29 protein-coding genes are annotated in these 23,848 nt (G+C 66.8%); 17 read left to right on the forward strand and 12 right to left on the reverse strand.

Annotated elements, in window-relative coordinates; translation table 11 throughout:
• Positions 1 to 37 precede the first annotated feature (37 nt).
• Entirely contained in the window at positions 38 to 1,093 is a 1,056-nt protein-coding gene (locus ACOZ4I_RS11460) for an Lrp/AsnC family transcriptional regulator (RefSeq protein ID WP_423999627.1), read from the reverse strand.
• 118 nt (positions 1,094 to 1,211) lie between these two features.
• Between ACOZ4I_RS11460 and ACOZ4I_RS11465 the strand changes: the two genes are divergently transcribed.
• Entirely contained in the window at positions 1,212 to 1,517 is a 306-nt protein-coding gene (locus ACOZ4I_RS11465) for a DUF7577 domain-containing protein (RefSeq protein WP_423999629.1), read from the forward strand.
• Here ACOZ4I_RS11465 and ACOZ4I_RS11470 read toward each other — a convergent pair.
• From ACOZ4I_RS11470 to ACOZ4I_RS11480, 3 genes are all read right to left on the reverse strand, one after another.
• Positions 1,504 to 1,914 carry a DUF5778 family protein gene (locus tag ACOZ4I_RS11470; protein WP_423999631.1) on the reverse strand — a complete coding sequence of 137 codons (411 nt, stop codon included), beginning with the start codon at positions 1,912 to 1,914 and terminating at the stop codon, positions 1,504 to 1,506. The two genes, ACOZ4I_RS11465 and ACOZ4I_RS11470, sit on opposite strands and share 14 nt — an antisense overlap.
• A gap of 163 nt (positions 1,915 to 2,077) precedes the next feature.
• A complete protein-coding gene (locus tag ACOZ4I_RS11475; RefSeq protein ID WP_423999633.1) occupies positions 2,078 to 2,272 on the reverse strand; it encodes a cold-shock protein in 195 nt (64 codons plus the stop codon).
• Between the two features lie 2 nt (positions 2,273 to 2,274).
• On the reverse strand, positions 2,275 to 2,469 hold the full coding sequence (locus ACOZ4I_RS11480; protein ID WP_162319255.1) for a cold-shock protein: 195 nt from the start codon (positions 2,467 to 2,469) through the stop codon (positions 2,275 to 2,277).
• 115 nt (positions 2,470 to 2,584) lie between these two features.
• Here ACOZ4I_RS11480 and uppS point away from each other — a divergent pair, with 115 nt between their 5' ends.
• Positions 2,585 to 3,511, forward strand: coding sequence for a polyprenyl diphosphate synthase (uppS, locus tag ACOZ4I_RS11485; protein WP_423999636.1), 927 nt, complete (start codon positions 2,585 to 2,587; stop codon positions 3,509 to 3,511).
• A 6-nt stretch (positions 3,512 to 3,517) separates the two neighbouring features.
• Here uppS and ACOZ4I_RS11490 read toward each other — a convergent pair whose 3' ends face one another.
• Positions 3,518 to 4,126, reverse strand: coding sequence for an undecaprenyl diphosphate synthase family protein (locus ACOZ4I_RS11490; protein WP_423999638.1), 609 nt, complete (start codon positions 4,124 to 4,126; stop codon positions 3,518 to 3,520).
• A 101-nt stretch (positions 4,127 to 4,227) separates the two neighbouring features.
• Here ACOZ4I_RS11490 and ACOZ4I_RS11495 point away from each other — a divergent pair, with 101 nt between their 5' ends.
• Complete coding sequence (locus ACOZ4I_RS11495; protein WP_423999640.1) at positions 4,228 to 5,589, forward strand: DUF92 domain-containing protein; 1,362 nt, start codon at positions 4,228 to 4,230, stop codon at positions 5,587 to 5,589.
• Complete coding sequence (locus ACOZ4I_RS11500) at positions 5,586 to 6,014, forward strand: GNAT family N-acetyltransferase (protein WP_423999642.1); 429 nt, start codon at positions 5,586 to 5,588, stop codon at positions 6,012 to 6,014. Before ACOZ4I_RS11495 ends, ACOZ4I_RS11500 begins: the two co-directional genes overlap by 4 nt.
• A 6-nt stretch (positions 6,015 to 6,020) precedes the next feature.
• Here the strand turns inward: ACOZ4I_RS11500 and dnaG are convergent, their stop codons facing one another.
• Positions 6,021 to 7,340, reverse strand: coding sequence for a DNA primase DnaG (gene dnaG, locus ACOZ4I_RS11505; protein ID WP_423999644.1), 1,320 nt, complete (start codon positions 7,338 to 7,340; stop codon positions 6,021 to 6,023).
• A gap of 115 nt (positions 7,341 to 7,455) precedes the next feature.
• A complete protein-coding gene (locus ACOZ4I_RS11510; protein ID WP_423999646.1) occupies positions 7,456 to 8,166 on the reverse strand; it encodes a sugar phosphate isomerase/epimerase family protein in 711 nt (236 codons plus the stop codon).
• 51 nt (positions 8,167 to 8,217) lie between these two features.
• On the opposite strand from ACOZ4I_RS11510, the gene ACOZ4I_RS11515 reads away from it, so the two are divergent.
• The 4 genes from ACOZ4I_RS11515 to ACOZ4I_RS11530 all read left to right on the forward strand — a co-directional run bounded on the left by ACOZ4I_RS11515 (position 8,218) and on the right by ACOZ4I_RS11530 (position 10,896).
• A complete protein-coding gene (locus ACOZ4I_RS11515; protein ID WP_423999648.1) occupies positions 8,218 to 8,562 on the forward strand; it encodes a tRNA-binding protein in 345 nt (114 codons plus the stop codon).
• A gap of 75 nt (positions 8,563 to 8,637) precedes the next feature.
• Positions 8,638 to 8,856, forward strand: a complete 219-nt coding sequence (locus tag ACOZ4I_RS11520) for a DUF3311 domain-containing protein (RefSeq protein ID WP_423999650.1) — start codon at positions 8,638 to 8,640, stop codon at positions 8,854 to 8,856.
• Complete coding sequence (locus ACOZ4I_RS11525) at positions 8,849 to 10,375, forward strand: sodium:solute symporter family protein (RefSeq protein WP_423999652.1); 1,527 nt, start codon at positions 8,849 to 8,851, stop codon at positions 10,373 to 10,375. Before ACOZ4I_RS11520 ends, ACOZ4I_RS11525 begins: the two co-directional genes overlap by 8 nt.
• 95 nt (positions 10,376 to 10,470) lie before the next feature.
• Complete coding sequence (locus ACOZ4I_RS11530; protein WP_423999654.1) at positions 10,471 to 10,896, forward strand: YgaP family membrane protein; 426 nt, start codon at positions 10,471 to 10,473, stop codon at positions 10,894 to 10,896.
• Between the two features lie 114 nt (positions 10,897 to 11,010).
• Here the strand turns inward: ACOZ4I_RS11530 and ACOZ4I_RS11535 are convergent, their stop codons facing one another.
• Both ACOZ4I_RS11535 and ACOZ4I_RS11540 read right to left on the reverse strand, forming a co-directional pair.
• Positions 11,011 to 11,346 (reverse strand): HalOD1 output domain-containing protein, encoded by a 336-nt coding sequence (locus tag ACOZ4I_RS11535; protein WP_423999656.1) that lies wholly within the window; start codon positions 11,344 to 11,346, stop codon positions 11,011 to 11,013.
• Between the two features lie 10 nt (positions 11,347 to 11,356).
• Positions 11,357 to 11,806, reverse strand: a complete 450-nt coding sequence (locus ACOZ4I_RS11540; protein ID WP_423999658.1) for a DUF7344 domain-containing protein — start codon at positions 11,804 to 11,806, stop codon at positions 11,357 to 11,359.
• A 179-nt stretch (positions 11,807 to 11,985) separates the two neighbouring features.
• On the opposite strand from ACOZ4I_RS11540, the gene ACOZ4I_RS11545 reads away from it, so the two are divergent.
• From ACOZ4I_RS11545 to ACOZ4I_RS11560, 4 genes are all read left to right on the forward strand, one after another.
• On the forward strand, positions 11,986 to 12,903 hold the full coding sequence (locus ACOZ4I_RS11545; RefSeq protein ID WP_423999660.1) for a DUF6293 family protein: 918 nt from the start codon (positions 11,986 to 11,988) through the stop codon (positions 12,901 to 12,903).
• Positions 12,904 to 13,049: 146 nt separating this feature from the next.
• A complete protein-coding gene (locus ACOZ4I_RS11550; protein ID WP_423999662.1) occupies positions 13,050 to 13,361 on the forward strand; it encodes a toxin-antitoxin system TumE family protein in 312 nt (103 codons plus the stop codon).
• Complete coding sequence (locus tag ACOZ4I_RS11555) at positions 13,345 to 13,764, forward strand: transcriptional regulator (protein ID WP_423999664.1); 420 nt, start codon at positions 13,345 to 13,347, stop codon at positions 13,762 to 13,764. The genes ACOZ4I_RS11550 and ACOZ4I_RS11555 overlap by 17 nt, the downstream gene beginning before the upstream one ends.
• Before the next feature lie 219 nt (positions 13,765 to 13,983).
• Positions 13,984 to 16,656: a valine--tRNA ligase gene (locus ACOZ4I_RS11560; RefSeq protein ID WP_423999666.1), complete on the forward strand. Its 2,673-nt coding sequence runs from the start codon at positions 13,984 to 13,986 to the stop codon at positions 16,654 to 16,656.
• 57 nt (positions 16,657 to 16,713) lie between these two features.
• On the opposite strand, the gene ACOZ4I_RS11565 is transcribed toward ACOZ4I_RS11560, so the two are convergent.
• The gene (locus ACOZ4I_RS11565; protein ID WP_423999668.1) at positions 16,714 to 17,205 is read right to left on the reverse strand and encodes a DUF3592 domain-containing protein; all 492 of its coding nucleotides are present in this window, start codon (positions 17,203 to 17,205) and stop codon (positions 16,714 to 16,716) included.
• Between the two features lie 224 nt (positions 17,206 to 17,429).
• On the opposite strand from ACOZ4I_RS11565, the gene ACOZ4I_RS11570 reads away from it, so the two are divergent.
• Positions 17,430 to 17,654 (forward strand): hypothetical protein, encoded by a 225-nt coding sequence (locus tag ACOZ4I_RS11570; RefSeq protein WP_424004837.1) that lies wholly within the window; start codon positions 17,430 to 17,432, stop codon positions 17,652 to 17,654.
• A gap of 35 nt (positions 17,655 to 17,689) precedes the next feature.
• On the opposite strand, the gene ACOZ4I_RS11575 is transcribed toward ACOZ4I_RS11570, so the two are convergent.
• Positions 17,690 to 18,460 carry a DUF1405 domain-containing protein gene (locus ACOZ4I_RS11575; protein ID WP_423999670.1) on the reverse strand — a complete coding sequence of 257 codons (771 nt, stop codon included), beginning with the start codon at positions 18,458 to 18,460 and terminating at the stop codon, positions 17,690 to 17,692.
• A gap of 141 nt (positions 18,461 to 18,601) precedes the next feature.
• Here ACOZ4I_RS11575 and pdxS point away from each other — a divergent pair, with 141 nt between their 5' ends.
• The gene (gene pdxS, locus ACOZ4I_RS11580) at positions 18,602 to 19,510 is read left to right on the forward strand and encodes a pyridoxal 5'-phosphate synthase lyase subunit PdxS (RefSeq protein WP_423999672.1); all 909 of its coding nucleotides are present in this window, start codon (positions 18,602 to 18,604) and stop codon (positions 19,508 to 19,510) included.
• 83 nt (positions 19,511 to 19,593) lie between these two features.
• The gene (locus ACOZ4I_RS11585; protein WP_423999674.1) at positions 19,594 to 20,805 is read left to right on the forward strand and encodes a mechanosensitive ion channel family protein; all 1,212 of its coding nucleotides are present in this window, start codon (positions 19,594 to 19,596) and stop codon (positions 20,803 to 20,805) included.
• On the opposite strand, the gene ACOZ4I_RS11590 is transcribed toward ACOZ4I_RS11585, so the two are convergent.
• Positions 20,796 to 21,104: a hypothetical protein gene (locus ACOZ4I_RS11590; RefSeq protein WP_423999676.1), complete on the reverse strand. Its 309-nt coding sequence runs from the start codon at positions 21,102 to 21,104 to the stop codon at positions 20,796 to 20,798. The genes ACOZ4I_RS11585 and ACOZ4I_RS11590 overlap by 10 nt on opposite strands.
• Before the next feature lie 131 nt (positions 21,105 to 21,235).
• Between ACOZ4I_RS11590 and ACOZ4I_RS11595 the strand changes: the two genes are divergently transcribed.
• Both ACOZ4I_RS11595 and ACOZ4I_RS11600 read left to right on the forward strand, forming a co-directional pair.
• Positions 21,236 to 21,820 (forward strand): DUF2150 family protein, encoded by a 585-nt coding sequence (locus ACOZ4I_RS11595; protein WP_423999678.1) that lies wholly within the window; start codon positions 21,236 to 21,238, stop codon positions 21,818 to 21,820.
• A 45-nt stretch (positions 21,821 to 21,865) separates the two neighbouring features.
• Positions 21,866 to 23,842 (forward strand): PKD domain-containing protein, encoded by a 1,977-nt coding sequence (locus tag ACOZ4I_RS11600; protein ID WP_423999680.1) that lies wholly within the window; start codon positions 21,866 to 21,868, stop codon positions 23,840 to 23,842.
• Positions 23,843 to 23,848: the final 6 nt, after the last annotated feature.

Here is a 23,848-nt window from a genome sequence, read left to right on the forward strand (position 1 = left end):
GGCGACTCGCCTCCCGACGCACGGATTCCGCGCACCGTCACGCCGTCTCCGCGTTCTCGCGCGCTCGCTCGTCCAGCCTGATGCCGGTCTTCTTCAGGATGCGCGTCGAGAACAGCGTGTCCCAGTCGTCCTCGGTCACGTCCCAGTACTCTGCCATCCGGTCGCGGACCTGCTGGATGCGGTCCTCGCTCTCGGCCTCGCTTCGCCCGTGGGTCATCGCGAAGAAGTTGTACGGCCAGACGCCGTCGTGGCGCGGGCGCTCGTAACAGTGGGTGACGAAGTCGAACTCGGCGATGGCCGGTCCCACTTCGTCGATGACCGCGTCGGGCACGTCCCAGACGGTCATACCGTTCTCGCTGTAGCCCAGCGCGTAGTGGTTCGGGATGACGCCGACGCGACGGACCTTGTCCTCCGCGTCGAACCGCTTGATCGTCTCGACCACCCAGTCCACGTCTGCGCCGATCTCCGCGGCCACGTCGGCGTACGGCGTCGCCGTCACCGGCAGGCCGTCCTGAATCGCCAGCACGAGGTCAAGCTCGTCGGCGGTGAGCGAGCGCTCGTCCGTCGGCGTCACGTCCGGCCCCAGGTCCGAGCAGTCGACGGCCTGCGTCTGTGGCCCCTCGACGGGGAACTTCGCGCCCACGTGAAACTCCTGTTGTTTGGGGAGGTTGTACGTCGCCTCGCCGGTCTCCGCTTCGATCTCCGCGAGGACCTCCTCGACCCGGTCCTCGTCGGCGACGGAGAGGACGAACCACATGTTGAGGTGGGGGTGCTCGCGCTCGTAGTTGTGCGCCACCTCGGGGTGGGCGTTGATCAGGTCGGCGTGCTCGTCGTAACTGTCCACGGGCGCGTGGGTCGCCACGAGCGTCGCGGTCCCGCCGATCTCCTCGGCGTTGATGAGGGCCCCGAACCGCGTCAGGACGCCCGCCTCGTCGAGTCGCTGGACGCGGTCCAGTAACTCGTCCGCGTCGATGTCGATGCCGTGGTCCGCGAGGGCCGCCGCCGCGGGTTCGAACGGCCGCTCGGTGACCGGAAAGCCGCCCTGGAAGGCGTTCAGCACGGCTCGATCCACGGTCCCCAGGTCTTCGCTCATGGGAGACGGTGGGTGTTCTGCGGATAAAAGCGGCCCGGACGGACCGTCGCGGCCGACGTGCGGACCGAGCAAGGCGTTGCTGCGGAGGATTTTACCGCTTCCGTCCCCTCTGTGGCCTGTGGACATCTCGACGGGCGAACTGGCGTTCAGACTGCTGGTCTACGGGGTCGTCCTCGCAGGCGTGCCGCTGTCGTTCGTCCTCCTGTTCCGACTCATGGACTACGCGGCCCACGAGCCGCTGGTCGAGCAGTTCAGCGGCCGACGGAACGCCCGCGACACCGGGCAGCTCAACGCCTACTTCGAGTCCGCCGGCGTGGCGGCGACGACGTGTCGCTTCTGCGGGGCCGCGAACGGCCCGGACTACACGTACTGCCACAACTGCCAGGAGCGGCTGGCCAGCGGCGACGACGCTAGTCGCCTCTGACGCCGGTGACGCCGTAGCCGACGTCTTCGACGTCGGCCAGGATGCCCTCGTGGTCGGCGCTGGCCTCGTAGTAGAACACGAGGTCGAACGACCCGTTGCGCAGGAGCTGCTGGCACTCCCAGACGAACTCCTCGCCGTCCAGCGTCCGGCCCTGGTGCTGATTCGACGCGAACTCGGGGTCGTCGCTGCCCGAGTACACGAACGTGTCCTTCGGGTCCACCCCCGCGCCCTCGGCGATGATCTCGCCGACCTCGATGGTGGCCTGCATCATCTCGATCTCGTCGCTGCCGTCGTACTCGGTGTGGACGACCGCGCCGTTGAGCTGGATCTCGCCCGGCTCCAGTAGCTGCTTGGTCCGTCGGTAGAGGTCCTCGTCGAGTGCATCGGCCTCGGTCATACCGTGGCGTCCGCGACGAGGTCCCTAATGCACTTCGGATTCCGACCGCTGGCGGGGTGACACCGAAGATATTCGGGACTTCGGTTCGACCACCGGCGAGCGCCGCACACAGCAGTCGCTCACCGTGTCCGACACCGGTCGTCGAAAAGCGAGTCGCCCTCGCCTACAGCCGTGTGAGGTTCTTCGCGCGCGGGCCCTTGTCGGCCTGCTCGATGTCGAACTCCACTTCCTGGCCCTCTTCGAGGTCTGGGCCGTCGATGTCTTCCATGTGGAAGAACACGTCCTCGTCAGAGTCCTCGGTGTCGATGAAGCCGTACCCGCCCGTGTCGTTGAAGAAGTCTACAGTTCCTGTAGCCATGGTCACAGCCGTTTGAGATTGGTCGCGCGCGGACCCTTGTCCGCTTGCTCGATGTCGAACTCCACTTCCTGGCCCTCTTCGAGGTCTGGGCCGCCGACGTCTTCCATGTGGAAGAACACGTCCTCGTCAGCGTCGTCAGTCTCGATGAAGCCGTAACCGCCTGTGTCGTTGAAGAAGTCAACCGTACCGGTCGCCATTGCATCTCAAATAACGCCCCCGGACGTATTAAAACTATGCGCAAATATTTCCATGGATTAGGCGGGAAATAACTGAACGGGGCCGCTTCCACAAAGCCCTTATTGAGTGGTTGAAATGTACACAACGATGATTTCGAGGGGGAAGCGACTGGGCTATGCCGCGTACGAGCGACTGCTGGAGTTAGAGGTATCGGGGACGCCGGACCACGTGGCGGTCATTCAGGACGGGAACCGACGGTACGCACGCAAGCGCGGGACGGAGACCCAGGAGGGCCACCGCGAAGGCGCAGAGACCACCGAGGCGCTGTTGAACTGGTGTGACGAACTCGACATCCGGGAAGTGACGCTGTACGCCTTCTCGACGGAGAACTTCAACCGCGACCCCGAGGAGCGCGAGCACATCTTCGATCTCGTCGAGCAGAAACTCCGAACGTTCGCCGACGCCGACCGCGTCCACGAGGCCGGCGTCTGTATCCGGGCCATCGGCGAGACCGAGATGCTCCCCGATCGGGTCCGCGACGCTATCGACTACGCCGAGGGGCGGACGGCCCAGTACGACCACCTCAATCTCAACGTCGCGCTGGCCTACGGCGGCCGCGCCGAACTGCTCGGTGCGGCCCGCGAGGTGGCCGCTTCGGTCGACGCGGGCGACCTTGACCCGGCGGACGTGACGGTCGAATCCGTCGAAGAACGGCTCTACGAGGGGCCGACCCGCGACGTGGACCTCATCGTCCGCACCGGCGGCGACGAGCGCACGTCGAACTTCCTGCCGTGGCACGCCAACGGCAACGAGGCCGCGACGTTCTTCTGTACGCCCTACTGGCCGGAGTTCCGGAAGGTCGATTTCCTGCGGGCGATCCGCACCTACGAGAACCGCGAGCAGTCCTGGCGAACGACGCGCGCCAAGCGGTCGCTCGCGCTGGTCCGCGCCATCGAGCAGTCGGAAGTCCCGACGGCAAAGCGCATCCTCGGTCGGTTCCGCGACGCCCTGCCCAGCGCCGAGCGCGAGCAACTGGACGAGGAGTACGAGATCGCCGACTGAGACCGACTACCGGCCGAAGCGGCGCTGTCGCTCCTGGTAGTCCCGCAACGCCCGCAGGTAGTCACGCTGTCTGAAGTTCTGCCAGTTCACGTCGGTGAAGTACAGCTCCGAGTACACCGACTGCCAGATCATGAAATCGGAGAGGCGCTCGGCCCCGGTCTTGATGACCAGGTCCGGGTCCGTCGGGAACACGAGGTGTTCCTCGACGGCGGCCTCGTCGATGTCGTCGGGGGCGAGCGTTCCCCGGTCGACGTCTTCGGCGAGTTTCTGGACGGCCGTGGCGAACTCCGATTTCCCGCCCAGGCCAATCGAGATCTGGATGGGTGCGTCGGCGGTCGACTCGTCGTCGGGGACGCGGACGGCCATCTCCATCGGCGCGGTCACGTTCTCCAGTTCGCGCCGGAGCGTCGGGATCGCCTCCTCGTCGAGGACGCTCACGTAGACGACGACGGTCTCGGTGCCGTACTGGACGGCCCAGTCGAAGAAGCGTTCGAGCGTGTCGTACGCGCCGTCGCCGAGCAGGTCCCGCTCCGTGATGACGAGGGCGACCGTCTCGGGCAGGTGGGCGTCGCTCAGACGCACGCGGGTCGCCAGGTAGCGGTCGTAGAGTCCCACGCCGGGCGGTATGCCGACTGCCCGCCTAAATCTCACGGTCGGCGGAGCCGCCACGCTCTGAAAGGGAAAGGGTAAGTGCCTCTCGGGGATACCGGTCCCACGTGACCTCGACAGTCCGCCGAGCGGGTGGGTTCGCCGCCGTGGGGACGCTCGCGTTCGTCGTCCCGGCAGCGACCGGCGTTCGCTCGCTCGACCTCGCGACTGTCGCCGCCGTCGCGCCGTTCGTCGCCGTCGCCGCCGTCGCCGTGTCCGCCGTCGACCAGGGATCGTCGTGGTTCGACCTGTTCGCCCGCCCCGGCGACTACGAGGACGGGAAGCTGTACGGCCTGGCGGCCTTCGCACTGGCCGCCGCCGGGCTGGCGCTGCTGGCCGTTCGCTTCGGTCTCCCGGTCCCCGTGTTCGTCGGCGTCGTGGTGCTCGTCGCCTACGGCAACCTCGGCCAGCGCCTCGCCTACACCGTTCGCACCGACGAATTCGTCGCGACCGCAGGCTTCGTCGTCGTCGGCTTCGTCGCAGGCGTCGCCGGGCAAGTGGCCGGGACGCGGATACAGGCCGCCGTCGGCGCGCCCGGCGCGGACCCGGTGGCCGTGCCGGCCGTGCTGTTTCTCGCCGCCAGCGGGGCCTTCGTCGCCGCCCTGCTCCGATCGGTGCTGTTCGAACGCGACGACCCGCTGGTGATGCTCACCGTCGGCCTCCTCCTGTGGCTGTTCTTCGAACTCGACCCGTCCGTGACCGCCCAGCGCGTGGTCGTCGCGCTCGCCGTGACGGTACTGCTGGGCTACCTCTCGTACGCGCTCGACACGGCGTCGCTCCCGGGAATGCTCACCGGCGTCCTCCTCTCGTTTCTGACCATCGTCCTCGGCGGCTTCGGCTGGTTCGCGATGCTCATCACCTTCTTCGGACTCGGCGGGCTCTCGACGAAGTTCCGCTACGACGAGAAGCTCGAACGGGGCATCGCCGAGGAGAACGAGGGCGCACGGGGCAGCGGCAACGTCCTGGCGAACTCCATCGTCGCGCTGTTCGCCGTCGTCGCCGCGGAGGCGAGTCCGAGCCACATCGCCGTCGACCCGGCGCTGTTCTTCTACGCCTTCGCCGGGGCCGTCGCCGCCGCGATGACGGACACGTTCTCCAGCGAGTTCGGCGGCCTCTACGACAACCCGCGGCTCATCACGACGCTCGAACGCGTCGAGCCGGGCACGGACGGCGGCGTCACCTGGCAGGGCGTCGCCGCCGGAGGTGTCGGCGCGGGGCTCATCGCCGGCATCGCTGCGCTCCTCCAGCACGTCGCTCCGCTGGGCGGCGGCGTCATCCTCCTGTGTGGCCTCGTCGGCATGACCGTCGACAGCCTCCTGGGCGCGACGGTCGAGGGCTCGGTCGTCGGGAACCAGGGCGTCAACATGCTCGCCACGCTGGCGGCCGCGCTCACCGGGACCGGCCTCGTCGTGGCCGTCGGTCTGGTATGATTCGCGAGGCCCGCCCGAGCGACGCGACGCGTTTGCGAGCGATTCAGACGAGTGCGCTCGACGAGCCGTGGCCGGAACTGCTCGACGTGGGAATTGAGGGGCCGCCACTCGTACTGGTACTCGACGCCGGCGGGCCCGCCGCATACGCGCTGGTCGTGCCGGACCGGCCGGTCGCGTACCTCGCGGAGTTCGCCGTCGCGCCGGCGATGCAGGGACAGGGTCTCGGCACGGCGCTCATGGACGGCCTGCTGGAACGGCTGCGAGAGGCGGGGTTCGAGACGGTGCGGCTCACCGCGCGCGAGGACGACGAGCGCGCGAGATCGTTCTACGACGGGTTCGGGTTCTCGAAGGCCGAGGACCTCCCCGGTCACTACGACGACGGCGACGGCGTGTTGCTCGTTCGAGAGTTCGATACCAGCGAGTGAAACGAGCTATTCGCCGGCGATGCGGACCTGGACGGCGGTCGGCTGTTTGACGTACTCGCCGTGCTCGGCCGCGACGACCACGCCGACGCCGCGCTGTGCGGCGACGTCGAGCAGTTTCTGCGTGCAGGACCCGTCGACGACGACTGTTCGCGGGACCGTCTCGGCGGTCTCGACGAGCGAGACGACGTCGGCGGCGTCGCCCTCCGCGAGCGATTCGGCGTCCTCGTCGAGCAGTCGGACCGTCCCGCTGTCCGTGCTCACGACCGCGTCGATGTGATCCGCAAGCGATGTGACCGACGCCGCGTCGTCGCTCGACGCCCGCTCGGCGTCGTCGGACGAAGGAGCGGTGTCCGAGTCGGCGCTCCCGGCGGAGTGCTCGGTTGCCGTAGCGCGTTCCTCGGCCGACGCCGCGTCCCGGGGCTCCGCCGCAGCGGGTGACGCTGCGGCTCCGACCGCCCCACCGTCGGCGGTCGTCGACTCGTCCGCGCGCGACGATTCGTCGCGGACGGCGTCGAGCGTCTCCGCGTCGGCCACGACGTCGTAGGGAACCTTGTCGCGCAGGGCGGTCATCACCTCGCTCCGGGAGAGGTCCTCGACGGACTTCCCGTCGGGCGTGACGGCCACGTAGTCCACGTCGCCGACCTGGGCGAGTTCCTTGAGGATGAGGTCGCCGCCGCGGTCGCCGTCGAGGAACGAGGTGACGGTCCGGTCGACGGTCAGGTCCGCGATGGCCGCCGGCACGTCGGTTCCCTCGACGGCCACGGCGTTCTTGATGCCGTATTTGAGCAACTGGAGCACGTCCGAGCGGCCCTCGACGATAACGATGGCGTCGGAGTCCTCGACCCGCGGCCCGGCCGGAAAGCCCTCGTAGTCGGTGATATCGGCGACTCGGACCTGCTGTCGGACCGTCTCGACGATGTCCTCGGTCCGTACGGACTGCTCCTCGAAGGCGTTGAGCAGTTCCGTGGCGCGCTCGACGACCTCGCGGCGCTTGGCGCTACGGACGTCTTCGATCTCCGAGACCTCGATCTCGGCGCGACACGGACCCACTTGATCGATGGTCTCGAGCGCCGCGGCGAGGATGGCCGTCTCGACCTTGTCCAGCCCGCTCGCGACGGTGATCTCGCCGAAAGACTGGCCGCCTTCCGAGCGAATCTCCACGTCGATGCGGCCGACCTTCTTCGAGTCCTGCAGGTCCCGCAGGTCGAGTTCGTCGCCGAGCAGTCCCTCCGTCTGGCCGAACACCGCGCCGACGACGTCGCTTCGCTCGACGACCCCCGCCGCTGTGATGTCGGCGTGTATCAGATATTTCGCCGTGTCTTGCATGATTGTCCCAGTTCCCAGCCCGTCGCGGTGCGACGGACTGCTGTCACTACGCTGATGTTGGTCAGTACGGCAGAATAACCTTGCGCACCCGGCTCAGAACGAACCCCAGGGCTGGTTACGACAGCAGCGCTCGCAGCCCGTCGATCCCGTTCGTGATCGCCGCCTCCGGGTCGTCGGGCTCGTCGTGCTCGAAGACGAGCCACTCCGTGCCCGCCTCGCGGGCGGCGTCGACCACGGCTTCGAGTTCTAGGACGCCGTCGCCGAGCGTGGTCGGCTCCCCATCTTCTGTTACGTCTTTGAGGTGAACGACGGGGACTCGTCCGTCGAGGCGGTCGAGCAGGTCGACGGGGTCCCGACCGGCCGCGCGCGCCCACCCGGCGTCCAGTTCGAAGCCGACCGACGCCTCGTCGACGAGCCGGTCGTAGGCGGTCTCGTCGTCGATTTCGCCGAATTCGTGGTCGTGGTTGTGATAGAGCAGCGGCCGCTCGTACTTCGCGTCGAGCGTGTCGAGCATCGCTGCCGTCGCCGCGACGGCGTCCGCGTCGGCGAAGTGGTCGACGTCGAGATACGGGACGACGACGAACGGGGAGTCGAGCGTTCGGAGCTGGCGCTGTACGGCACTCGTCTCGGACTGGAGGGCGTCGATCCCGACGTGCGCGCCGGCGACGTCGAGGCCCGCGTCGTCCAGCGCGCGCCTGCTGGCACCGGGGTCGCCGACGCCCGCGAACTCCACGCCGCCGTAGCCGGCGGCCGCGACGCGGTCGAGGACCGCCGAGAGCGGCTCACTGAGCTCCCGGAGCGTCCAGAGCTGGATGGCGGTCTGCATACCCTGTCTGGGAGCGCCGTAGTGAAATAACTGGACGTGTAAGCCGCGGGCATGGGATTCACCGAATCGACGATCGACCCCGCACGGTTCCTCGAAGACGTCGAGATGCGCGTCGGCGAAATCGTCGACGTAGAGCGGTTCCCTGAGGCCCGCAAGGACGTCTACAAACTCGAGGTCGACTTCGGCGACGAGACCCGCCAGTCCGCCGCCGGGCTGACCGACGTGTACGAGCCCGAGGAACTCCTCGGGTCCCAGGTCGTCGCCGTCGTCAACCTCGGGACCGTCTCGATCGCCGGCTTCGAGAGCGAGTGTCTGGTCACCGGCGTCGACAGCGAGGAGGGGGTCGTCCACCTGACCCCTGAGCGCGACGTGGAACCCGGCACGCGCGTCTATTGAAGAACATATTTCTTCAGAGAGCCTTCGTGAAGGATCGTCACCGATTAATACGGGTAGTGACTAGCATGAGCAACTATGAGTCGCGCTCGAGTCGTCGGGTGGGCCGTCGTCGCGCTCGTGCTGATGGCGCTGGCCGTGCCGTGGTTCCTGTGGGACAGCGCCCGCCTCGCGTTCGGCCTGCCGCTGTGGCTGTGGTGGCACGTCGGCTGGATGGCCCTCGCGAGCGCCGTCTTCGCCGTCTTCGCACGGACGGACTGGGGCATCGGCGTCGAGGGGGTGGGCCGCCGTGGCTGACACCGCGCTCCAGCTGGGCATCGTCGGGGCGTACATGGTCCTCGCGCTCGCCGTGGGCGCGGTGGCGTACCGTCTGACCGAACGTACCGCGGAGGACTACTACCTCGCGAGCCGGACGCTCGGGACCGTCGTCCTCCTGTTCACCACCTTCGCGACCCTGCTGTCGGCCTTTACCTTCTTCGGCGGCCCCAACATCGCCTACAGCGCCGGCCCCGAGTGGATCCTCGTCATGGGACTGATGGACGGCATCATCTTCGCCGTTCTCTGGTACGTGCTGGGATACAAGCAGTGGCTCGTCGGCAAGCGCCACGGCTACGTCACGCTCGGGGAGATGCTGGGCGACCGCTTCGGGTCGACCGCGCTCCGTGTCGTCGTGGCCGCGGTGAGCCTGTTCTGGCTGTTCCCGTACGTGATGCTCCAGCAGAAGGGCGCGGGCCAGGCCATCGTCGGCCTCACGGACGGCGCTGTCCCGTTCTGGGTCGGCGCGGGCGGCATCACGCTGTTCATGATCCTCTACGTCGCGCTCTCGGGGATGCGCGGCGTCGCCTGGACCGACACGCTCCAGGGCCTGTTCATGCTCTCGCTCGTCTGGGTGGCCGTCGCGTGGGTGCTGTCGGCCGTGGGCGGCGCGGGCGCGGCCACAGACCTGCTCGCGTCCGAGAAGCCCGGGTTCGTCGCGCTCGGCGGCGGCCTCTACACGCCGCAGTACGTCGTCTCGACCGCGGTGAGCATCGCCTTCGGCGTGACGATGTTCCCCCAGATCAATCAGCGCTTTTTCGCCGCCGGGTCCAAGCGCGTCCTCAAGCGGACGTTCGCGCTGTGGCCCGTGCTCGTCCTCCTCCTGTTCGTGCCCGCGTTCATGCTCGGGGCGTGGGCGGCCGGCCTCGGGGTCACGGTGCCGGAAGGCGGCAACGTCATCCCGGCGCTGCTGGGCGAGTACACCCCCACGTGGTTCACCGCGCTGGTCATCGCCGGCGCGATGGCCGCGATGATGTCCTCCAGCGACTCGATGCTCCTCTCCGGATCGTCGTACCTCACCCGCGACCTCTACCGACCGCTGACCGGCCGGGGTGACGCGAGCGACGAGCGGACCGACCGCCGCGAGGCGCTCGTTGCCCGCGTGGGCGTGATCGTCTTCGCGACGCTCTCGTTCGTCGCCAGCCTCTACACGCCGGGCACGCTCGTCCAGATCGGCGACACCGCCTTCAGCGGCTTCGCCCAGTTGACCGTCCCGGTCGCGCTGGCGCTGTACTGGCGGGGCACCACCCGCTCCGGGATGTACGCCGGCGTCCTCGGGAGCCAGGCGTTCTACGCACTGCACGTCTTCCCGATCGTGTCGACGCTCGCGGGATTTGTCGGTCTCGACGTCGCCCTGCCGGCGGCGTACCTCGGCTGGACGCCGGGGATCGTCGGCATCCTCGTCGGCCTCGTGCTGACGGTCGCCGTGTCGCTGCTCACCTCGCCGGCCGCGACGGAGGACCGCACGGCCTACGCCGTCTCCGGCGTCGAGAGCGATTGAGTGCGGGGAGCACGCCGGCCGCCGAACCGCCCGACGGCGGTCGCCGCCGTGCCGACATGTAAACCTACAAAAGCGTCCGGCCCAATAGTGGAGGTATGGACTCAAAGGAAAACGTCGGCGGGCGCGACCGCCTGCTCCGTGCAGTACTGGCAGTCGTCCTGACGATCGTCTCCGTCCGCTGGCTCAAGAGCGGCAAGCGCAAGCGCGGCCTCCTCGCCGGCGTCGGCGCACTCGGCCTCGGCTTCAACGCGACGAGCGGCTACTGCGGCGTCAACGAGTCCCTCGGCGTCGACACTACCGCCGAGGACGACGAGGACGACCCGTTCGCAGTCGACGAGGGCGACGACGACGCGACCGAAGTCGACGTGGACTTCACGACTGCGGACGACAGCGACGCCCAGTCCGTGAACGCACACTCGAACGGCGCGCTGACCTGTGCCGTCTGCGACGAGCCGATCGTTCCGGGCCAGCGACGCGGTCCCAACGACGAGGGCGCGACCGTCCACGAGAGCTGCGAGTAACCGACCGCTTCTACCGCCGTCGAATCCGTCCCCGGGGGCACGTCGGACTGTGTTACAAGCAACAGGCCCAGTGATCGGGCCGAAAACCAACCCTCTCCTCCGAGTCGCTCTTCGTTACGACCCGCGTTGATCGGTGCGCTCGTACACCCGTATCCAGCCGTCGCTTCGGACCTCCACGAGGTAGTCACCGTATTGGAACTCGACAGTGCCGTTACCCCGTCGGGATCGACCGGCGGCGGTCGGTCCGAAGAACGCGTCTTCGATTGCCGGCGCGTTCACGGATTCGTACAGCGGTGGCGACTTCACCTCGCTCGGCGGAATTCCTTCGGCCTCCGCGATGGCGTATACGATGGCGGTCGTGAGTTCCCCCCGCCCATCGGGTTCGTAGTGCCGCTGTGCGACCTGTGATCGGTGCATCTCGTCACCGCTTTTGTCGTCGTTTTCGGCCATGATTCCGTTCTCAGTCTTCTCGCTCGTCCATCTCGCCTCGCGCGTGAGTTTCCTGAGCGGCGTCGAGGCTGGCTCCCATACCTTCGAGTGCGGCCAGGACCTGTTTCGCGTGTTCAGCGGCCCGAATGGTCTCGGTCGCCTCATCGAACGTGATCACACCCTCGTCGACCAGTTTCGGAACGTGGGCGTGATACAGTGAGACGTACACCGCTTCGCGCTGGTCCGCGGATACTTCGTGTTCGGGAATATCGTTCTCCCACGCAGCAATCTTCGCCGCTAACTCGGACATCGACCACTCGGTGTCTTCGAGGAGTGTGTAACACAGATATCGCCGTCGGGGATGGCCCAACGCCTCGTACACCGGTTCGATCTCCAGAACGTCCGGCGATGGCAGTTGCTTCTCGGATTCCGCAGACGTGCCGGATTCTGCTTCCTCATCCGGATCGGACTCGCCGGGCATGTGCGTAGAAAGACTCTAACAGGAGTAATAATAGTTTCTCGAACTGAACGAAGCACTCCCTGAGCGGTGCAACCGATCCCGTCCGCCCCACTCTGGCCCCGGCGACGAACGTCGGCGATGCGCACACCGACGGTCGGAAGACTGGTGCTTTATATAAATACCAGCCCCACGTCCCGGGTATGCAGACCCACATCGTCCCGGTCGGGTTCGACTACGACCGGCTCATCGCGCCGCTCGTGCGCGAGCAACTCGACGTGGACCGCGTCATCCTACTGGAGGGCGCGGTCGGGAGCGAGGCCAACGTCGAGTACTCGCGCAACCTCGCGAAGAAACTGGAGAAAGACTACCGAAATCTGCTGGGGGCCGAGACGGAGCAGTTCGTGGTCGACGACGTCTACGACTACGACGAGGCCTTCGAGCAGGCGTTCGAACTCATCAACGCGGAACTCGACGCGGGCAACGAGGTGTGGGTCAACGTCTCCGCGATGCCCCGAACAGTCTCTTTCGCGTTCGCCACCGCCGCCCACTCCATCATGGTCGAGCGCGAGGGCGACCGCGAGCGCATCCACACCTACTACACGGTCCCCGAGAAGTACTTAGAGACCGAACTCGCCGAGGAACTGCGCAAGCAGACCGCCATGCTGGAGGACTTACAGGCCGGCGAGACCGTCTCCGAGCGGGTCGACGAGCGCCTCGAAACCGCGCGTGACCTGCTCGACGAGTTCGACGAGCGCGGGACCACCATCGGCGCGAAGGAGATCGACGGCTCGCACATCGTCGAACTGCCCGTCGCCTCCTTCTCGAACGTCAAGCCCTTCGAGGAGGTCATCCTGTTCACGCTGGGCGAGCACGGCGAGTTCGAGTCCGTCTCCGAACTGGCCCAGGAACTGGCCCGCGACATGGGCGAGGAGTACACCGATTCCTTCCGCTCGAAGGTCATCTACAACGTCGACCGCCTCGGCCCCGGCGGGAAGGGCTACATCGAGCAGGAGGAACACGGCAAGTCCTACCGGACGACGCTCTCGCGCATCGGCGAACTGTGGGTCCGCGCCCACAGCGCCGAGGACCGCGAGCGTCGCGAACCGGACCTGACCTGAGGCGGTGGGGAGTAGCGCTGGGACGGCAACTCGGATCGGATGATCGATCAACGACCGACCCACGTACTGGGTCCGAGACTAGCTATTCCATCGAAGTGTTGTGACCCGTCTCAACGCTTTTGGTGTTGGAGTGAGTACCAACACCTATGGCCGGGGACGACGAGGCACAGCTCGTCATCGACGTCACGCGGGACTTCGGTGACCGCTACGCCGAGATCACGGCGTATCGCGTCCCCGAGTCGGAGCGCTACCCGGAGGGCATCAAGTACTCGATGCAGTACGGAAACGCCGCGGGGGAGACCATCGTTCGGTACGATAACTTCCCCGACCACCCCGACACCGCACACCACCACAAGCACCGGGCCGACGGGACGGTTACGGACGTCGAGTTCGACGGCGTGCGGGCGCTCTTCCAGCGGTTCAAAACCGAGGTGATCGAACATGGCCACGACTGGTAACACCGACACGACAGACAGAACGCTTCACATCAGGTTCCGCGAGGGGAGCGACGACGACATCGAAGACGCGCTCGCCGCGCTCGACCGCGGAGAGACGCCGGACCCGCACTTCGAAGTGGTGTATCACGATCCGGCCGATGTTCACCGAGTCACCCGGCCGAAATCGCTCGAACTCCTGCGCGCGATCGTCCAGCACGAGCCCGGGAGCATCCGCGAGACGGCGCGGCTCGTGGACCGAGACGTCAGTCAGGTACACCGAAACCTGAAGGAACTCGAAGCGCTGCACCTCGTCGACCTCACAGACGACGGGCAGTCGAAACGGCCGTCGGTCTGGTACGACGCGATCGACATCGACCTGCCGCTCGTGACGCCAGACGTCGGCTCGGACGAAGCGACCGCGTAACTGGGCACTGCGAACCGCGCCGCCGAAAACCGAAGTCGTTAATCCCGCCGTCGGCCGAGTACTGACCAGATGGTGCGTCGACTCTCCCAGACGCTGGTTCTCGCCCCGGTCGGTGTAGGGGTCCCCACGCCCCACACCACCCCCACCACTCGATGCACGCACCGCTGACAACCGCGCCGCAGTCCGCCGCTATCCGGGCTATCCGCCCACCGTTCGAACATGAGTGATACACAGGACCCACCGCAGGAGGAATCGACCGCAGACCAGTCAGCCGACGCACTCGACGGGGAGTACGACCCCCGCGAGGTAGAGCCCGAGTGGCAGGACCGCTGGGTCGCCGACGAAACCTACGCCTACGACGAGGACGCCGACACCCGCTTCACCATCGACACGCCGCCGCCGACGGTGTCCGGGAACCTCCACATGGGCCACCTCTATCAGTTCACCCTGCAGGACTTCGTCGCCCGCTACCACCGGATGGCCGACGACACCGTCTACTTCCCCTTCGGCTACGACGACAACGGCATCGCCTCCGAGCGCCTGACCGAGCGCGAACTGGGCATTCGCCACCAGGATTTCACCCGCCGCGAGTTCCAGGAGAAGTGCCGCGACGTCTGCACCGAGTACGAAGACGAGTTCACGCAGGACGTGCAGTCGCTCGCCATCTCCGTCGACTGGGACAACACCTACAAGACCATCGCGCCGAACGTCCAGCGCGTCTCCCAGCTGTCCTTCCTCGACCTGTACGAGAAGGGCCGCGAGTACCGCCAGCGCGCGCCGACCATCTGGTGTCCCGACTGCGAGACGGCCATCTCGCAGGTCGAACAGGAGGACAAAGACAAGCACACGAAGTTCAACGACATCGCCTTCGACCTCGTGGAGACGGGTGAGGGTTCCGCAGACGACGGCGCGACGTTCACCATCTCGACGACGCGGCCAGAACTGCTCCCGGCCTGTGTCGCCGTCTTCGTCCACCCCGAGGACGACGACAATCAGCACCTCGTGGGCGGGACGGCGCGCGTCCCCATCTTCGAGCAGGAGGTCCCGATCATCGCCGACGAGCGCGTCGACATGGAGACCGGCAGCGGTATCGTGATGTGCTGTACGTTCGGTGACCAGAACGACATCGAGTGGTACCAGGCCCACGACCTGCCGCTTCGGCTCGCCATCGACGAGTCGGCGACCATGACCGACCTCGCCGGCGACTACGCGGGGATGCACACCACCGAGGCCCGCGAGGCCATCATCGAGGACCTGGCCGAGGAGGGGTCGCTGCTGGAGAGCCGCGACCACGAGCACACCGTCCAGGTCCACGAGCGCTGTGAGGAAGAGGTCGAGTACCTCGTCACCGAGCAGTGGTACATCGAACTGCTCGACAAGAAGGAGGAGTACATCGAGGCGGGCCGCCAGATGAACTGGTTCCCCGAGAAGATGGTCACCCGGTACGAGCACTGGATCGAGGGCCTGGAGTGGGACTGGTGCATCTCGCGCCAGCGCGACTCCGGCATCCCGATTCCGGTGTGGTACTGCGACGACTGCGGCGAGCCGGTGCTGGCCGAGCGCGACCAGCTCCCGGTCGACCCGCTGTCCGACGACCCGCCGATCGATGCCTGCTCGGACTGTGGCCACGGCTCGCTGACGCCCGAGGAGGACGTCTTCGACACGTGGGCCACATCGTCGCTGACGCCCCTCGTGAACGCCGGCTGGGACTGGGACGCCGACGCGGAGGATTTCACCTGGGAGAACCCCGAGCTGTACCCCTTCGACCTGCGCCCGCAGGGCCACGACATCATCTCGTTCTGGCTGTTCCACACCGTCGTCAAGTGCTACGAGCACACCGGCGAGGTCCCCTTCGAGAACGTCATGATCAACGGGATGGTCCTGGACGAGAATCGCGAGGCGATGTCGAAGTCCAAGGGCAACGTCATCCCGCCCAGCGAGGTGCTGGAACAGTTCCCGGTCGACGCCGCCCGCTACTGGGCCGCCGGGACCTCCATCGGCGACGACTTCCCGTACAAGGAGGGCGACCTGGAGGCCGGCGAGCGCCTGCTCCAGAAGCTCTGGAACGCCTCGCGGCTGGTCGACCAGCTGACCCCCGCCGAACGCCCGGCCGAGCCGGACGACCTGGCGGCCGTCGACGAGTGGCTGCTGGCCGAACTCGACGCGACGGTCGAGTCGCTCACCGAGCGCTTCGAGGCCTACGAGTTCTCGAAGGCCCGCAACGAGCTGCGGACGTTCTTCTGGAACACGTTCTGTGACGACTACCTCGAAATCGCCAAACAGCGCCTCGCCGATGGCCGCGACCAGTCGACAGAGTTCACCCTCCTGACCGCCCACCGGACGTTCCTCCAGTTGTTTGCACCGTTCCTCCCGCACATCACGGAGGAACTGTGGACCCGCCTGTACGATGCTGACGCGTCGGTCCACACCACGGACTGGCCGACCACAGGCGGCTACGAGGCCGACCTCGACGCCGGCGAGACGGCGATGGAGGTCGTCTCCGCGCTCCGACGGTACAAGACCGAGCACGGCCTGCCGCTGAACGCCGACCTCGACCACGTCGAGGTGTACGGCCACGTCGCCGGCTTCGAGGACGCCATCGCCGAGGCGATGCACGTCGACACGCTCGAGGCCCACGACGAGGCCCCGGACATCACCACCGAGGTCAGCGGCATCGACCTCGACTACTCCCTGGTCGGTCCCGAGTTCGGGAGCGAGGTCGGCGCCATCGACGCCGCTATCGAGGACGGCGACTACGAGATCGACGGCGACAAGCTCCACGTGGCTGGCGTCACGCTCACCGACGAGATGTTCGCCGTCGAGGAGTCCCGCACCTACTCCGGCGAGGGCGAGATGACCGAGACCGAGAGCGCCGTCGTCGTGGTCCGGTAAGCCGCCCGTCTCCGAAAGCCGACCCGGCTCGCAGGTGCGAGAGACGCCGTTTCTCGCTCACAATCTCCGCAGCGTAGTGACGCCACCGCCGAGGACGAAGAACAGCCCGATACCGACGGCGAGCAGCGGCGCGTTCGACTCCTGGTGTCTCAGATAGGCGTCGTCGGGGTCGCCGGGCGGCACGTACACCGTCACGGTGTCTCCGGACTCGTACCCGTCCAGGACCGACCGGGCCGCGTCCTCGGTATCGTACGTCGGAGCGATGTTCGCCGGAAAGACGTTCGTGCTCGTGTAGGTGGACCCGCCGTACTCGTACGTGTAGCGGACCGTCGGTTGGAAGCTGACGCCGGACCGTCTTCCACCTGATTCCCTTTCGACGCCGGTCTCGAGGAGTTCGGCGTCGACTTCGACGGCCTTCGTGAGGGCGCTGGACTGCTGGGCGTAGTCGTAGGCCCCGTAGCCGGTCACCAGCAGGCCGACGATCAACAGCAGTACCGCCCCGCGGAGCGTCTCCGGACCGTTGATGGAGACGCCCGTGATCTCAGGCATTCGAATCACTCCACTTTGTCCGGCGAAGACTGCTTCCGTCGCGTTGCGGTCGTAACCGTACAGATCGATGGGTGGAGGGCACACGATAGCGTGAGAAACGCCACCCGAATAATCTTCTGGTGACCCGTCTCGCGGGCTGTGACCGCGGCGATACCAGACCGAGCGGTCGCTTCGGCGGACCGACGACCGTGGCGAGATTCACGTCGCACTCCCTCGGTCCCTCGATGACCGCCACCAGTACCATCAAGGCGCGCGAGGTGGTCGACTCCACCATGCGAACGGAGGAGACCATCCGGGACCGAATCGAGACGCTCCGAGACGAGTACGACAGTCACGACCCGCCGTCGACGGAGCTAGAGGACGAGGCCGAGGTGGCGATCCTGCGCGCCATCGAGGAACTGGAGTGGGTCCTCGAAGACCGCGAGGCCGACGAAGGGTTCACGACCTGAGCGAGAACAGCGGACGCGAATCGGCCGAGCCGCGCTCACGCCGAGCGTTTCACTTTCTCCACGCGCGTGGCGAGCGCGAAGAACGTCGCCAGGAGTGTCAGGACGACGGCCCAGGCGGCGGCGAGGTCGTGGGCGAGGACGGTGTGATCGAACTGTCCGGCGGCGACGATGGGTTCGGCGCGCAGCCAGGTGTGGTGTGGCCCGCCGAGCACGGGCACGAAGTAGTCGACCACGTCGTTGAGGCCGTACCAGAACAGGGCGACGGCGACCGCCGGGACGGAAAAGGTCGCGTAGCGGTGGATGAGAAACGCCTCCAGTGCCATCGCGAGGTGGCTCAGGATCAGGAACCAGTAGAGCCACGGCGCGATGCCGCCGGGACCGTTGAGCACGAGCTGGACGAACGGGGTCCACAGGCCCAGCTTGATGCAGCCGAAGAAGCCGAGCATGTGGAGCCACTGGGCGTCCCAGTCGAGTCGCCAGGCGACCAGCGAGAGCCCGATGAACATCGTCGCCGCGGGCGAGTCGGGGATGAGCGGGTAGGCGGCGACCGGGGCCGCGCCGAGTTGCCCCTCGACGAGCGGGGGCGCGACCTCCAGCGGCCGCCCGGCATAGTACCAGAAGCCGAACAGCGTTCCCACGAGGTTGACGAGGGCGATTGGCCAGGCCAGCCGCAGGCCGACGTTCTCCAGCCACTCCGGCAGCGGCGCGACGTAGCGCGGCAGTCCCTCGGCCGCCGGAAGTCGACGGTCGAACAGGCGGGCGACGGCCGCGTCGATGCGCCCGCCGACGCCCTCGTCAGTAGCCATGTCGATGCAGTGGGGGGAGGCGATGAAAACGATAGTGGTCTCGCCCGATCGCTGACCGGCGAACGCGCCGGCGAGACCCCGTGACCGGGCCCGCCGCCGGAAGGACACGCGTTAAGTAAATCCAGTTCCAACCCGCAGATAATGGCTGAAGCTACCGATCTGGAGGACCTCCGCCGCGGTACTGATCTCGTCAAGCGCGGCTTCGCGAAGATGCAGAAGGGGGGCGTCATCATGGACGTCGTCACTCGCGAGCAGGCCCGTGTCGCAGAGGACGTGGGTGCGGTCGCGGTGATGTCGCTCGAAGCCGTCCCGGCCGACATCCGCAAGCGCGGCGGCGTGGCCCGGATGGCCGACCCCGCCGAGGTCGAGGAGATCATCGACGAAGTGTCGATTCCCGTGATGGGCAAGTCCCGCATCGGCCACACGAAAGAGGCTCAGATTCTGGAAGCCACGGGCGTCGACATGATCGACGAGAGTGAGGTGCTGACCCCCGCCGACGACCGCTTCCACATCGACAAGCGGGAGTTCACCGCGCCGTTCGTCTGCGGCGCGCGCAACCTCGGCGAGGCGCTGCGACGCATCGACGAGGGCGCGGCGATGATCCGCACGAAGGGCGAGGCCGGCACGGGCGACGTGAACCAGGCCGTTCACCACCAGCGTAACATCAAGGGCTCGATCCGCGAACTCGAGGGCGCGAGCTACGAGGAGCGCGAGAAGTGGGCCCGTGAGAACGAGGCCCCCGCCGAACTCGTCCACGAGACCGCCGAGATGGGGCGCCTGCCCGTGGTGAACTTCGCCGCCGGCGGCATCGCGACGCCGGCCGACGCGGCGCTGATGATGCACCACGGCTGTGACGGCATCTTCGTCGGCAGCGGCATCTTCGGCGCAGAGGACCCCGAGGCGATGGGCACCGCCGTCGTCGAGGCCGTCAACAACTGGGACGACCCCGAGGCGCTCGCCGAGATCAGCAAGGACATCGGCAGCGGGATGAAAGGCGACGCGAACGCCGACCTCCCCGAGGAAGAGAAGCTTCAGGGCCGCGGCGTCTGACGGCCGACGGCGTGCGGAGCGGGCTGAACAGTTCTTCGCTATCGAAGGCAACACACAAGTCCACCCACCCGCGTGTGTAGCCTATGCAGCAGTCCGAGGCGGTCGTCCAGCAGGCCAGGACGGTTCTGGAGCAACTGACCTCAACCGAAGGTCGGCTGGCGGTCAGCGCGGGCGTCCTCGTGGTGACGCTGCTCGTCGCGGTCCTCGTTCTTCCGCTGGCGATTCGCCAGATCCGCCGGGCGCTGACCTCGCGCTACATGACCGGACAGGTCGGCGAGACGGTGGACATCGTCGGCGACTACATGCCGACCTCCTTTTCGGGCGTCGTCCTCCGACTCGGGCAGGTAACCGTCCTGCTGGGCTCCGTCTTCGCGCTGTTGATCGTCTGGGGACTGTTCGAGTGGGCCATCGCGATGGTCGACATCGTCTCCTCGGCCGTGCCGGACCTGTTCAAGGCCGGGCTGACGCTGCTCTTGCTTCTGTTGAGCTTCGCCGCCTCGGAACAGCTCAAGAAAGCGGTGTCACAGCTCGGCGACGGCTCGGACCGCATCACCGAACATCAGGAGGAGATCATCCTTCGCGTGGGGCAGGTGGCGCTGTTCGTCACCGTCGTCGCCAGCGTCCTCACGCTGTGGGGGATCAACCTCAGCGGACTGCTGGTCGGGGCGGGCTTTCTCGGTATCGTGGTCGGGTTCGCGGCGCGCCAGACGCTCGGCTCGCTCATCGCCGGGTTCGTGCTGATGTTCTCGCGACCGTTCACCATCGGTGACTGGGTGCAGATCGGCGACAACGAGGGCATCGTCACCGACATCACCATCTTCAACACGCGCCTGGAGAACTTCGACGGGGAGTTCATCATCATCCCCAACGACAGGGTCGGTGACCGAGCCGTGACGAACCGCAGTCGGAAGGGGCTCCTGCGACTCACCATCGATGTCGGCGTCGACTACGATGCGGACGTGGACCGCGCGATGGACCTCGCCCTCGAAGCGATGGCGGACATCGAACACGTCGTCGAGTCCCCGGCCCCCGACGTGGTTCCGAAGTCCTTCGGCGACTCCGCCGTCGTCATGGAGTGTCGCTTCTGGATCGACCACCCCACCCCGCCCCGGAAGTGGCGAGCGGTCTCTGCGGTGGTCCGGGGCATCAAAGACGCCTTCGACGACGAGGGCATCACGATCCCCTTCCCGCAGCGGACCCTCTCGAACCGCGAGGGCGCGCTGCTCGACGAGGAGATGGAGATCAGCGCGAAGTTCCAGCCCGAAAGCGAGGGCGACGGCGACGCTCAGTCGTAGAGGCCGTCCAGAAGCAGTCCCAGGCCGAGGAGCCAACAGCCAAGCAGTGTCCCGAGCGCGCCCGCGTGAAACAGCACCGAGAGCCCGCGGCCCGTCAGTAACGGCCCGTGCATGGCCGACGCTGCCGACGCCGCTGCTGCCGACAGCGACGCCGCTTGCAGGGCCAGGCCCGCGAACCCCGCCAGTGCGAGCGGGAGCGTCACGGCGACCAGCGCGAGTCCGGCCCGCTCCGCGAGCGTCGCGAGCGTGATCGGATCGGCGGGACCGCCGTAGCGACGCGTCGACTGTCGCTGTGCCATGTAGTGACATAACAATCTCGGTCGGGATAAAGCCACGGGCGAGTTCGCCACCGTTCGACGCGCGTCGCCGGCGAAGAGTCCGCCGCAACGCCGGTCGAAACTACTATCCCCAACGGGACGAACGGAGAGGTATGAGCACTCCGCCGGGGGAGTATTACACCGAGGAACGCTGGCAGAACTGGCTCGACCGCATCGACGAGGAAGACGTCGACCCTGAGGACGAGGACTCCGCACGCCTCCTCTTGAACCTGCAGGACGACGCCGCCATCGCGGTCGCGAAGATCATCACGGACTACGAGGACGACACCCTCGACGAGGAGACGACGCTCGACGAGCTGGCGGGGGTCCGAAGCATCGTCCTCGACGATATCGACATCGAGGACGAGGAGACGCTGATGCTGATCGACGGCGTCCAGACCTCGCTACTGTGCGTGTTCTACGCCGCCGAGGAGTACGTCGCGGAAGGCGTCGCGGCCGACGCTACCGTCGCCGATTACATCGAGGCCGCGGCCGACGCAGAGGCCGACGAGGACCTCGATGCCGCGCTCGGCTACTGCGTGCAGGCCGGCACGCAGATCATCGACGGCGAGGAACTCCCGATGGAAGTCGCCGAGGAACTGGAGTACGGCCTGGTCTCGGAGTGGGTCAACGGACTCGACAGCCTGCAGACCGCGATGAGCGACCCCGAGGTCGTCGAAGAGGAAGACGAAAGCTGATAATTGCGCAGTCAGCTTTTTATCACCGACTCCGCAACTGACGGCATGGATTTCACGGGCGACGAGCGCGGCCAGTCCGTCCAGATCGGGGCCGTGTTGCTGTTCGCGGTGCTGATACTCGCCTTTTCCTCGTATCAGGCCTTCGTCGTCCCCGAGCAGAACCGCGAGGTGGAGTTCAACCACAATCAGCAGGTGCAGTTCCAGCTACAGGACCTGCGAAACACCGTGGTCTCGCAGTCCGGTGGCGGATCGCTGACCGCCGTATCGGTGACGCTCGGGACGAACTACCCGAGCCGTGCGGTCGCGGTGAACCCCGGCCCGCCGTCCGGGTCGCTCCGGACGAACGGAACGGCGACCGAGGCGGTCAATCTGACCGTCCGAAACGCGACGGTGACCGGCGAGACGGGCGACTTCTGGAACGTCACGACCCAGCCCGGACAGGGGCGCGTCTACTCGACGGGGAGCATCGTGTACGACCCGTCGTACAACGTCTATACGTCGCCGCCCGAGACGGTGTACGACCAGACGGTGTTGTACAACGACTTCCGGAACACACAGCTCACGCTGGCGGACCAGTCGCTCGTGCAAGGGACGCAGATCTCTCTCGTGACGCTCAACGGCTCGCTCGACCGCGCCTCGTCCGGGAGCGTATCGGTGGACGTACGGCCGGTCAGTAGCTCGACACGGGAGGTCCAGATCGCCAGCCCCGACAGCGACTCGCCGATTACGCTGCTGCTCGTCACCAGACGCTCTCCGGCACAGTGGGAGCCTCTCGAAACCACCCAGACGACGGTCACGGCGGTCGAAGACGCGCCGACCCCCGCCCCGCCGGGATACCACACGGTGCTGGTGAAACTCGATCCCAGCAGGACGTACCAGCTACAGATGACGAAAGTCGGCGTCGGGACTCGCCTGACGGAGGAGTCCGAGGCGTATCTCACGGATGTCGAAGGTGACGGAGCGACGATTTCCCGTGGTGAATCGGCTAAGCTCGTTCTGGAGGTCCGGGACGAGTACAACAATCCGGTGAGCGGTATCGGCGTCGAAGGAGAGGTCGACGGGAGCGACACGGGCGCGCTCGCGGCGAATTCGAAGACGTCCGACGGCGATGGCCGCGTCGAGTTCGTCTACGAGGCAGGGGAGTCCACGGAGACGGGAACCCACACCGTCCAGTTCAGCCTCGACGGCGTCGACGGTACGTTCGACGGTTCGACCCCCGAGAACGTCTCGATGGAGGTGTCGGTGACCGACGGCGGCGGATCCGGCGGTGGCGGGTCCGGCAGCAGCGGCCTCATCTACAACGAGGACGCTGTCGCGGTCGACAGCGACGGCTCCGTGGATGGCGGGATCAGGTTTACCGTCACGAACGAGGTGGGCGAGAGCATCGACATCACGACGGTCGCGATCGACCCCGTCGACGACGACATCGACTATCTCAGCGATAGCTTTAGTAACAATCGCGAGCCCGCACCACAGGAAAACGAACTCTACATCGAAGCGGATACCGACGGACACACCGACTTCGGTGGCGGGACCGACATCCCGCGGACGATAGACGTGGACTCCGACGGGAGTCTGAACGCGCAGAACCCGGTTATGTCAGACTCGTCGACCGCGACGTTCCACCTGTTCGAGTTCGAACGGTACTGGGGCCAGACGGACATGACCGGCGAGAGCGTCACGATAACGGTGACCTACGAGCGAGCGAGCGGCGGGACGGCCCAGGAGATGTTCACGGTCACTCCCGGCGGGGAGAGCGAGAGTCAGCTACCGAGCGCCGACTTCACGATCACCTCCAGCGGCGGAGAATCGAACGACAAGTGGGATTTCGACGCCAGTTCGTCCAGCGATCCACAGGGCGATATCGCGACCTACGAGTGGGACCTCGACGGTGACGGCCTCTTCGACGACGCGACCGGGCAGACGATAGCGAAAGAGAAGGTCTCGTCCGGCACTACGGTGTCGCTCCGCGTCGTCGACTCTGCGGGGAACGCCGACACCGCACGAAAGGACGTCCCGTAACGGTCG

The sequence above is a fragment of the Haloarcula salina genome (genome assembly GCF_049603855.1).
Lineage (GTDB): Archaea > Halobacteriota > Halobacteria > Halobacteriales > Haloarculaceae > Haloarcula > Haloarcula salina_A.

What these genes read in the sequence shown, in the direction of transcription:
- ACOZ4I_RS11545 (WP_423999660.1), top strand. Translation starts at nt 11,986, where the DNA reads ATGCAGACCCACATCGTCCCGGTCGGGTTCGACTACGACCGGCTCATC.
- ACOZ4I_RS11480 (WP_162319255.1), bottom strand. Translation starts at nt 2,469, where the DNA reads ATGGCGACCGGTACGGTTGACTTCTTCAACGACACAGGCGGTTACGGC.
- ACOZ4I_RS11590 (WP_423999676.1), bottom strand. Translation starts at nt 21,104, where the DNA reads ATGGCACAGCGACAGTCGACGCGTCGCTACGGCGGTCCCGCCGATCCG.
- ACOZ4I_RS11510 (WP_423999646.1), bottom strand. Translation starts at nt 8,166, where the DNA reads ATGCAGACCGCCATCCAGCTCTGGACGCTCCGGGAGCTCAGTGAGCCG.
- dnaG (WP_423999644.1), bottom strand. Translation starts at nt 7,340, where the DNA reads ATGCAAGACACGGCGAAATATCTGATACACGCCGACATCACAGCGGCG.
- ACOZ4I_RS11550 (WP_423999662.1), top strand. Translation starts at nt 13,050, where the DNA reads ATGGCCGGGGACGACGAGGCACAGCTCGTCATCGACGTCACGCGGGAC.
- uppS (WP_423999636.1), top strand. Translation starts at nt 2,585, where the DNA reads ATGTACACAACGATGATTTCGAGGGGGAAGCGACTGGGCTATGCCGCG.
- ACOZ4I_RS11575 (WP_423999670.1), bottom strand. Translation starts at nt 18,460, where the DNA reads ATGGCTACTGACGAGGGCGTCGGCGGGCGCATCGACGCGGCCGTCGCC.
- ACOZ4I_RS11555 (WP_423999664.1), top strand. Translation starts at nt 13,345, where the DNA reads ATGGCCACGACTGGTAACACCGACACGACAGACAGAACGCTTCACATC.
- ACOZ4I_RS11520 (WP_423999650.1), top strand. Translation starts at nt 8,638, where the DNA reads ATGAGTCGCGCTCGAGTCGTCGGGTGGGCCGTCGTCGCGCTCGTGCTG.
- ACOZ4I_RS11475 (WP_423999633.1), bottom strand. Translation starts at nt 2,272, where the DNA reads ATGGCTACAGGAACTGTAGACTTCTTCAACGACACGGGCGGGTACGGC.
- ACOZ4I_RS11530 (WP_423999654.1), top strand. Translation starts at nt 10,471, where the DNA reads ATGGACTCAAAGGAAAACGTCGGCGGGCGCGACCGCCTGCTCCGTGCA.
- ACOZ4I_RS11570 (WP_424004837.1), top strand. Translation starts at nt 17,430, where the DNA reads ATGACCGCCACCAGTACCATCAAGGCGCGCGAGGTGGTCGACTCCACC.
- ACOZ4I_RS11560 (WP_423999666.1), top strand. Translation starts at nt 13,984, where the DNA reads ATGAGTGATACACAGGACCCACCGCAGGAGGAATCGACCGCAGACCAG.
- ACOZ4I_RS11535 (WP_423999656.1), bottom strand. Translation starts at nt 11,346, where the DNA reads ATGGCCGAAAACGACGACAAAAGCGGTGACGAGATGCACCGATCACAG.
- ACOZ4I_RS11500 (WP_423999642.1), top strand. Translation starts at nt 5,586, where the DNA reads ATGATTCGCGAGGCCCGCCCGAGCGACGCGACGCGTTTGCGAGCGATT.
- ACOZ4I_RS11585 (WP_423999674.1), top strand. Translation starts at nt 19,594, where the DNA reads ATGCAGCAGTCCGAGGCGGTCGTCCAGCAGGCCAGGACGGTTCTGGAG.
- ACOZ4I_RS11595 (WP_423999678.1), top strand. Translation starts at nt 21,236, where the DNA reads ATGAGCACTCCGCCGGGGGAGTATTACACCGAGGAACGCTGGCAGAAC.
- ACOZ4I_RS11565 (WP_423999668.1), bottom strand. Translation starts at nt 17,205, where the DNA reads ATGCCTGAGATCACGGGCGTCTCCATCAACGGTCCGGAGACGCTCCGC.
- ACOZ4I_RS11515 (WP_423999648.1), top strand. Translation starts at nt 8,218, where the DNA reads ATGGGATTCACCGAATCGACGATCGACCCCGCACGGTTCCTCGAAGAC.
- ACOZ4I_RS11600 (WP_423999680.1), top strand. Translation starts at nt 21,866, where the DNA reads ATGGATTTCACGGGCGACGAGCGCGGCCAGTCCGTCCAGATCGGGGCC.
- ACOZ4I_RS11540 (WP_423999658.1), bottom strand. Translation starts at nt 11,806, where the DNA reads ATGCCCGGCGAGTCCGATCCGGATGAGGAAGCAGAATCCGGCACGTCT.
- ACOZ4I_RS11460 (WP_423999627.1), bottom strand. Translation starts at nt 1,093, where the DNA reads ATGAGCGAAGACCTGGGGACCGTGGATCGAGCCGTGCTGAACGCCTTC.
- ACOZ4I_RS11470 (WP_423999631.1), bottom strand. Translation starts at nt 1,914, where the DNA reads ATGACCGAGGCCGATGCACTCGACGAGGACCTCTACCGACGGACCAAG.
- pdxS (WP_423999672.1), top strand. Translation starts at nt 18,602, where the DNA reads ATGGCTGAAGCTACCGATCTGGAGGACCTCCGCCGCGGTACTGATCTC.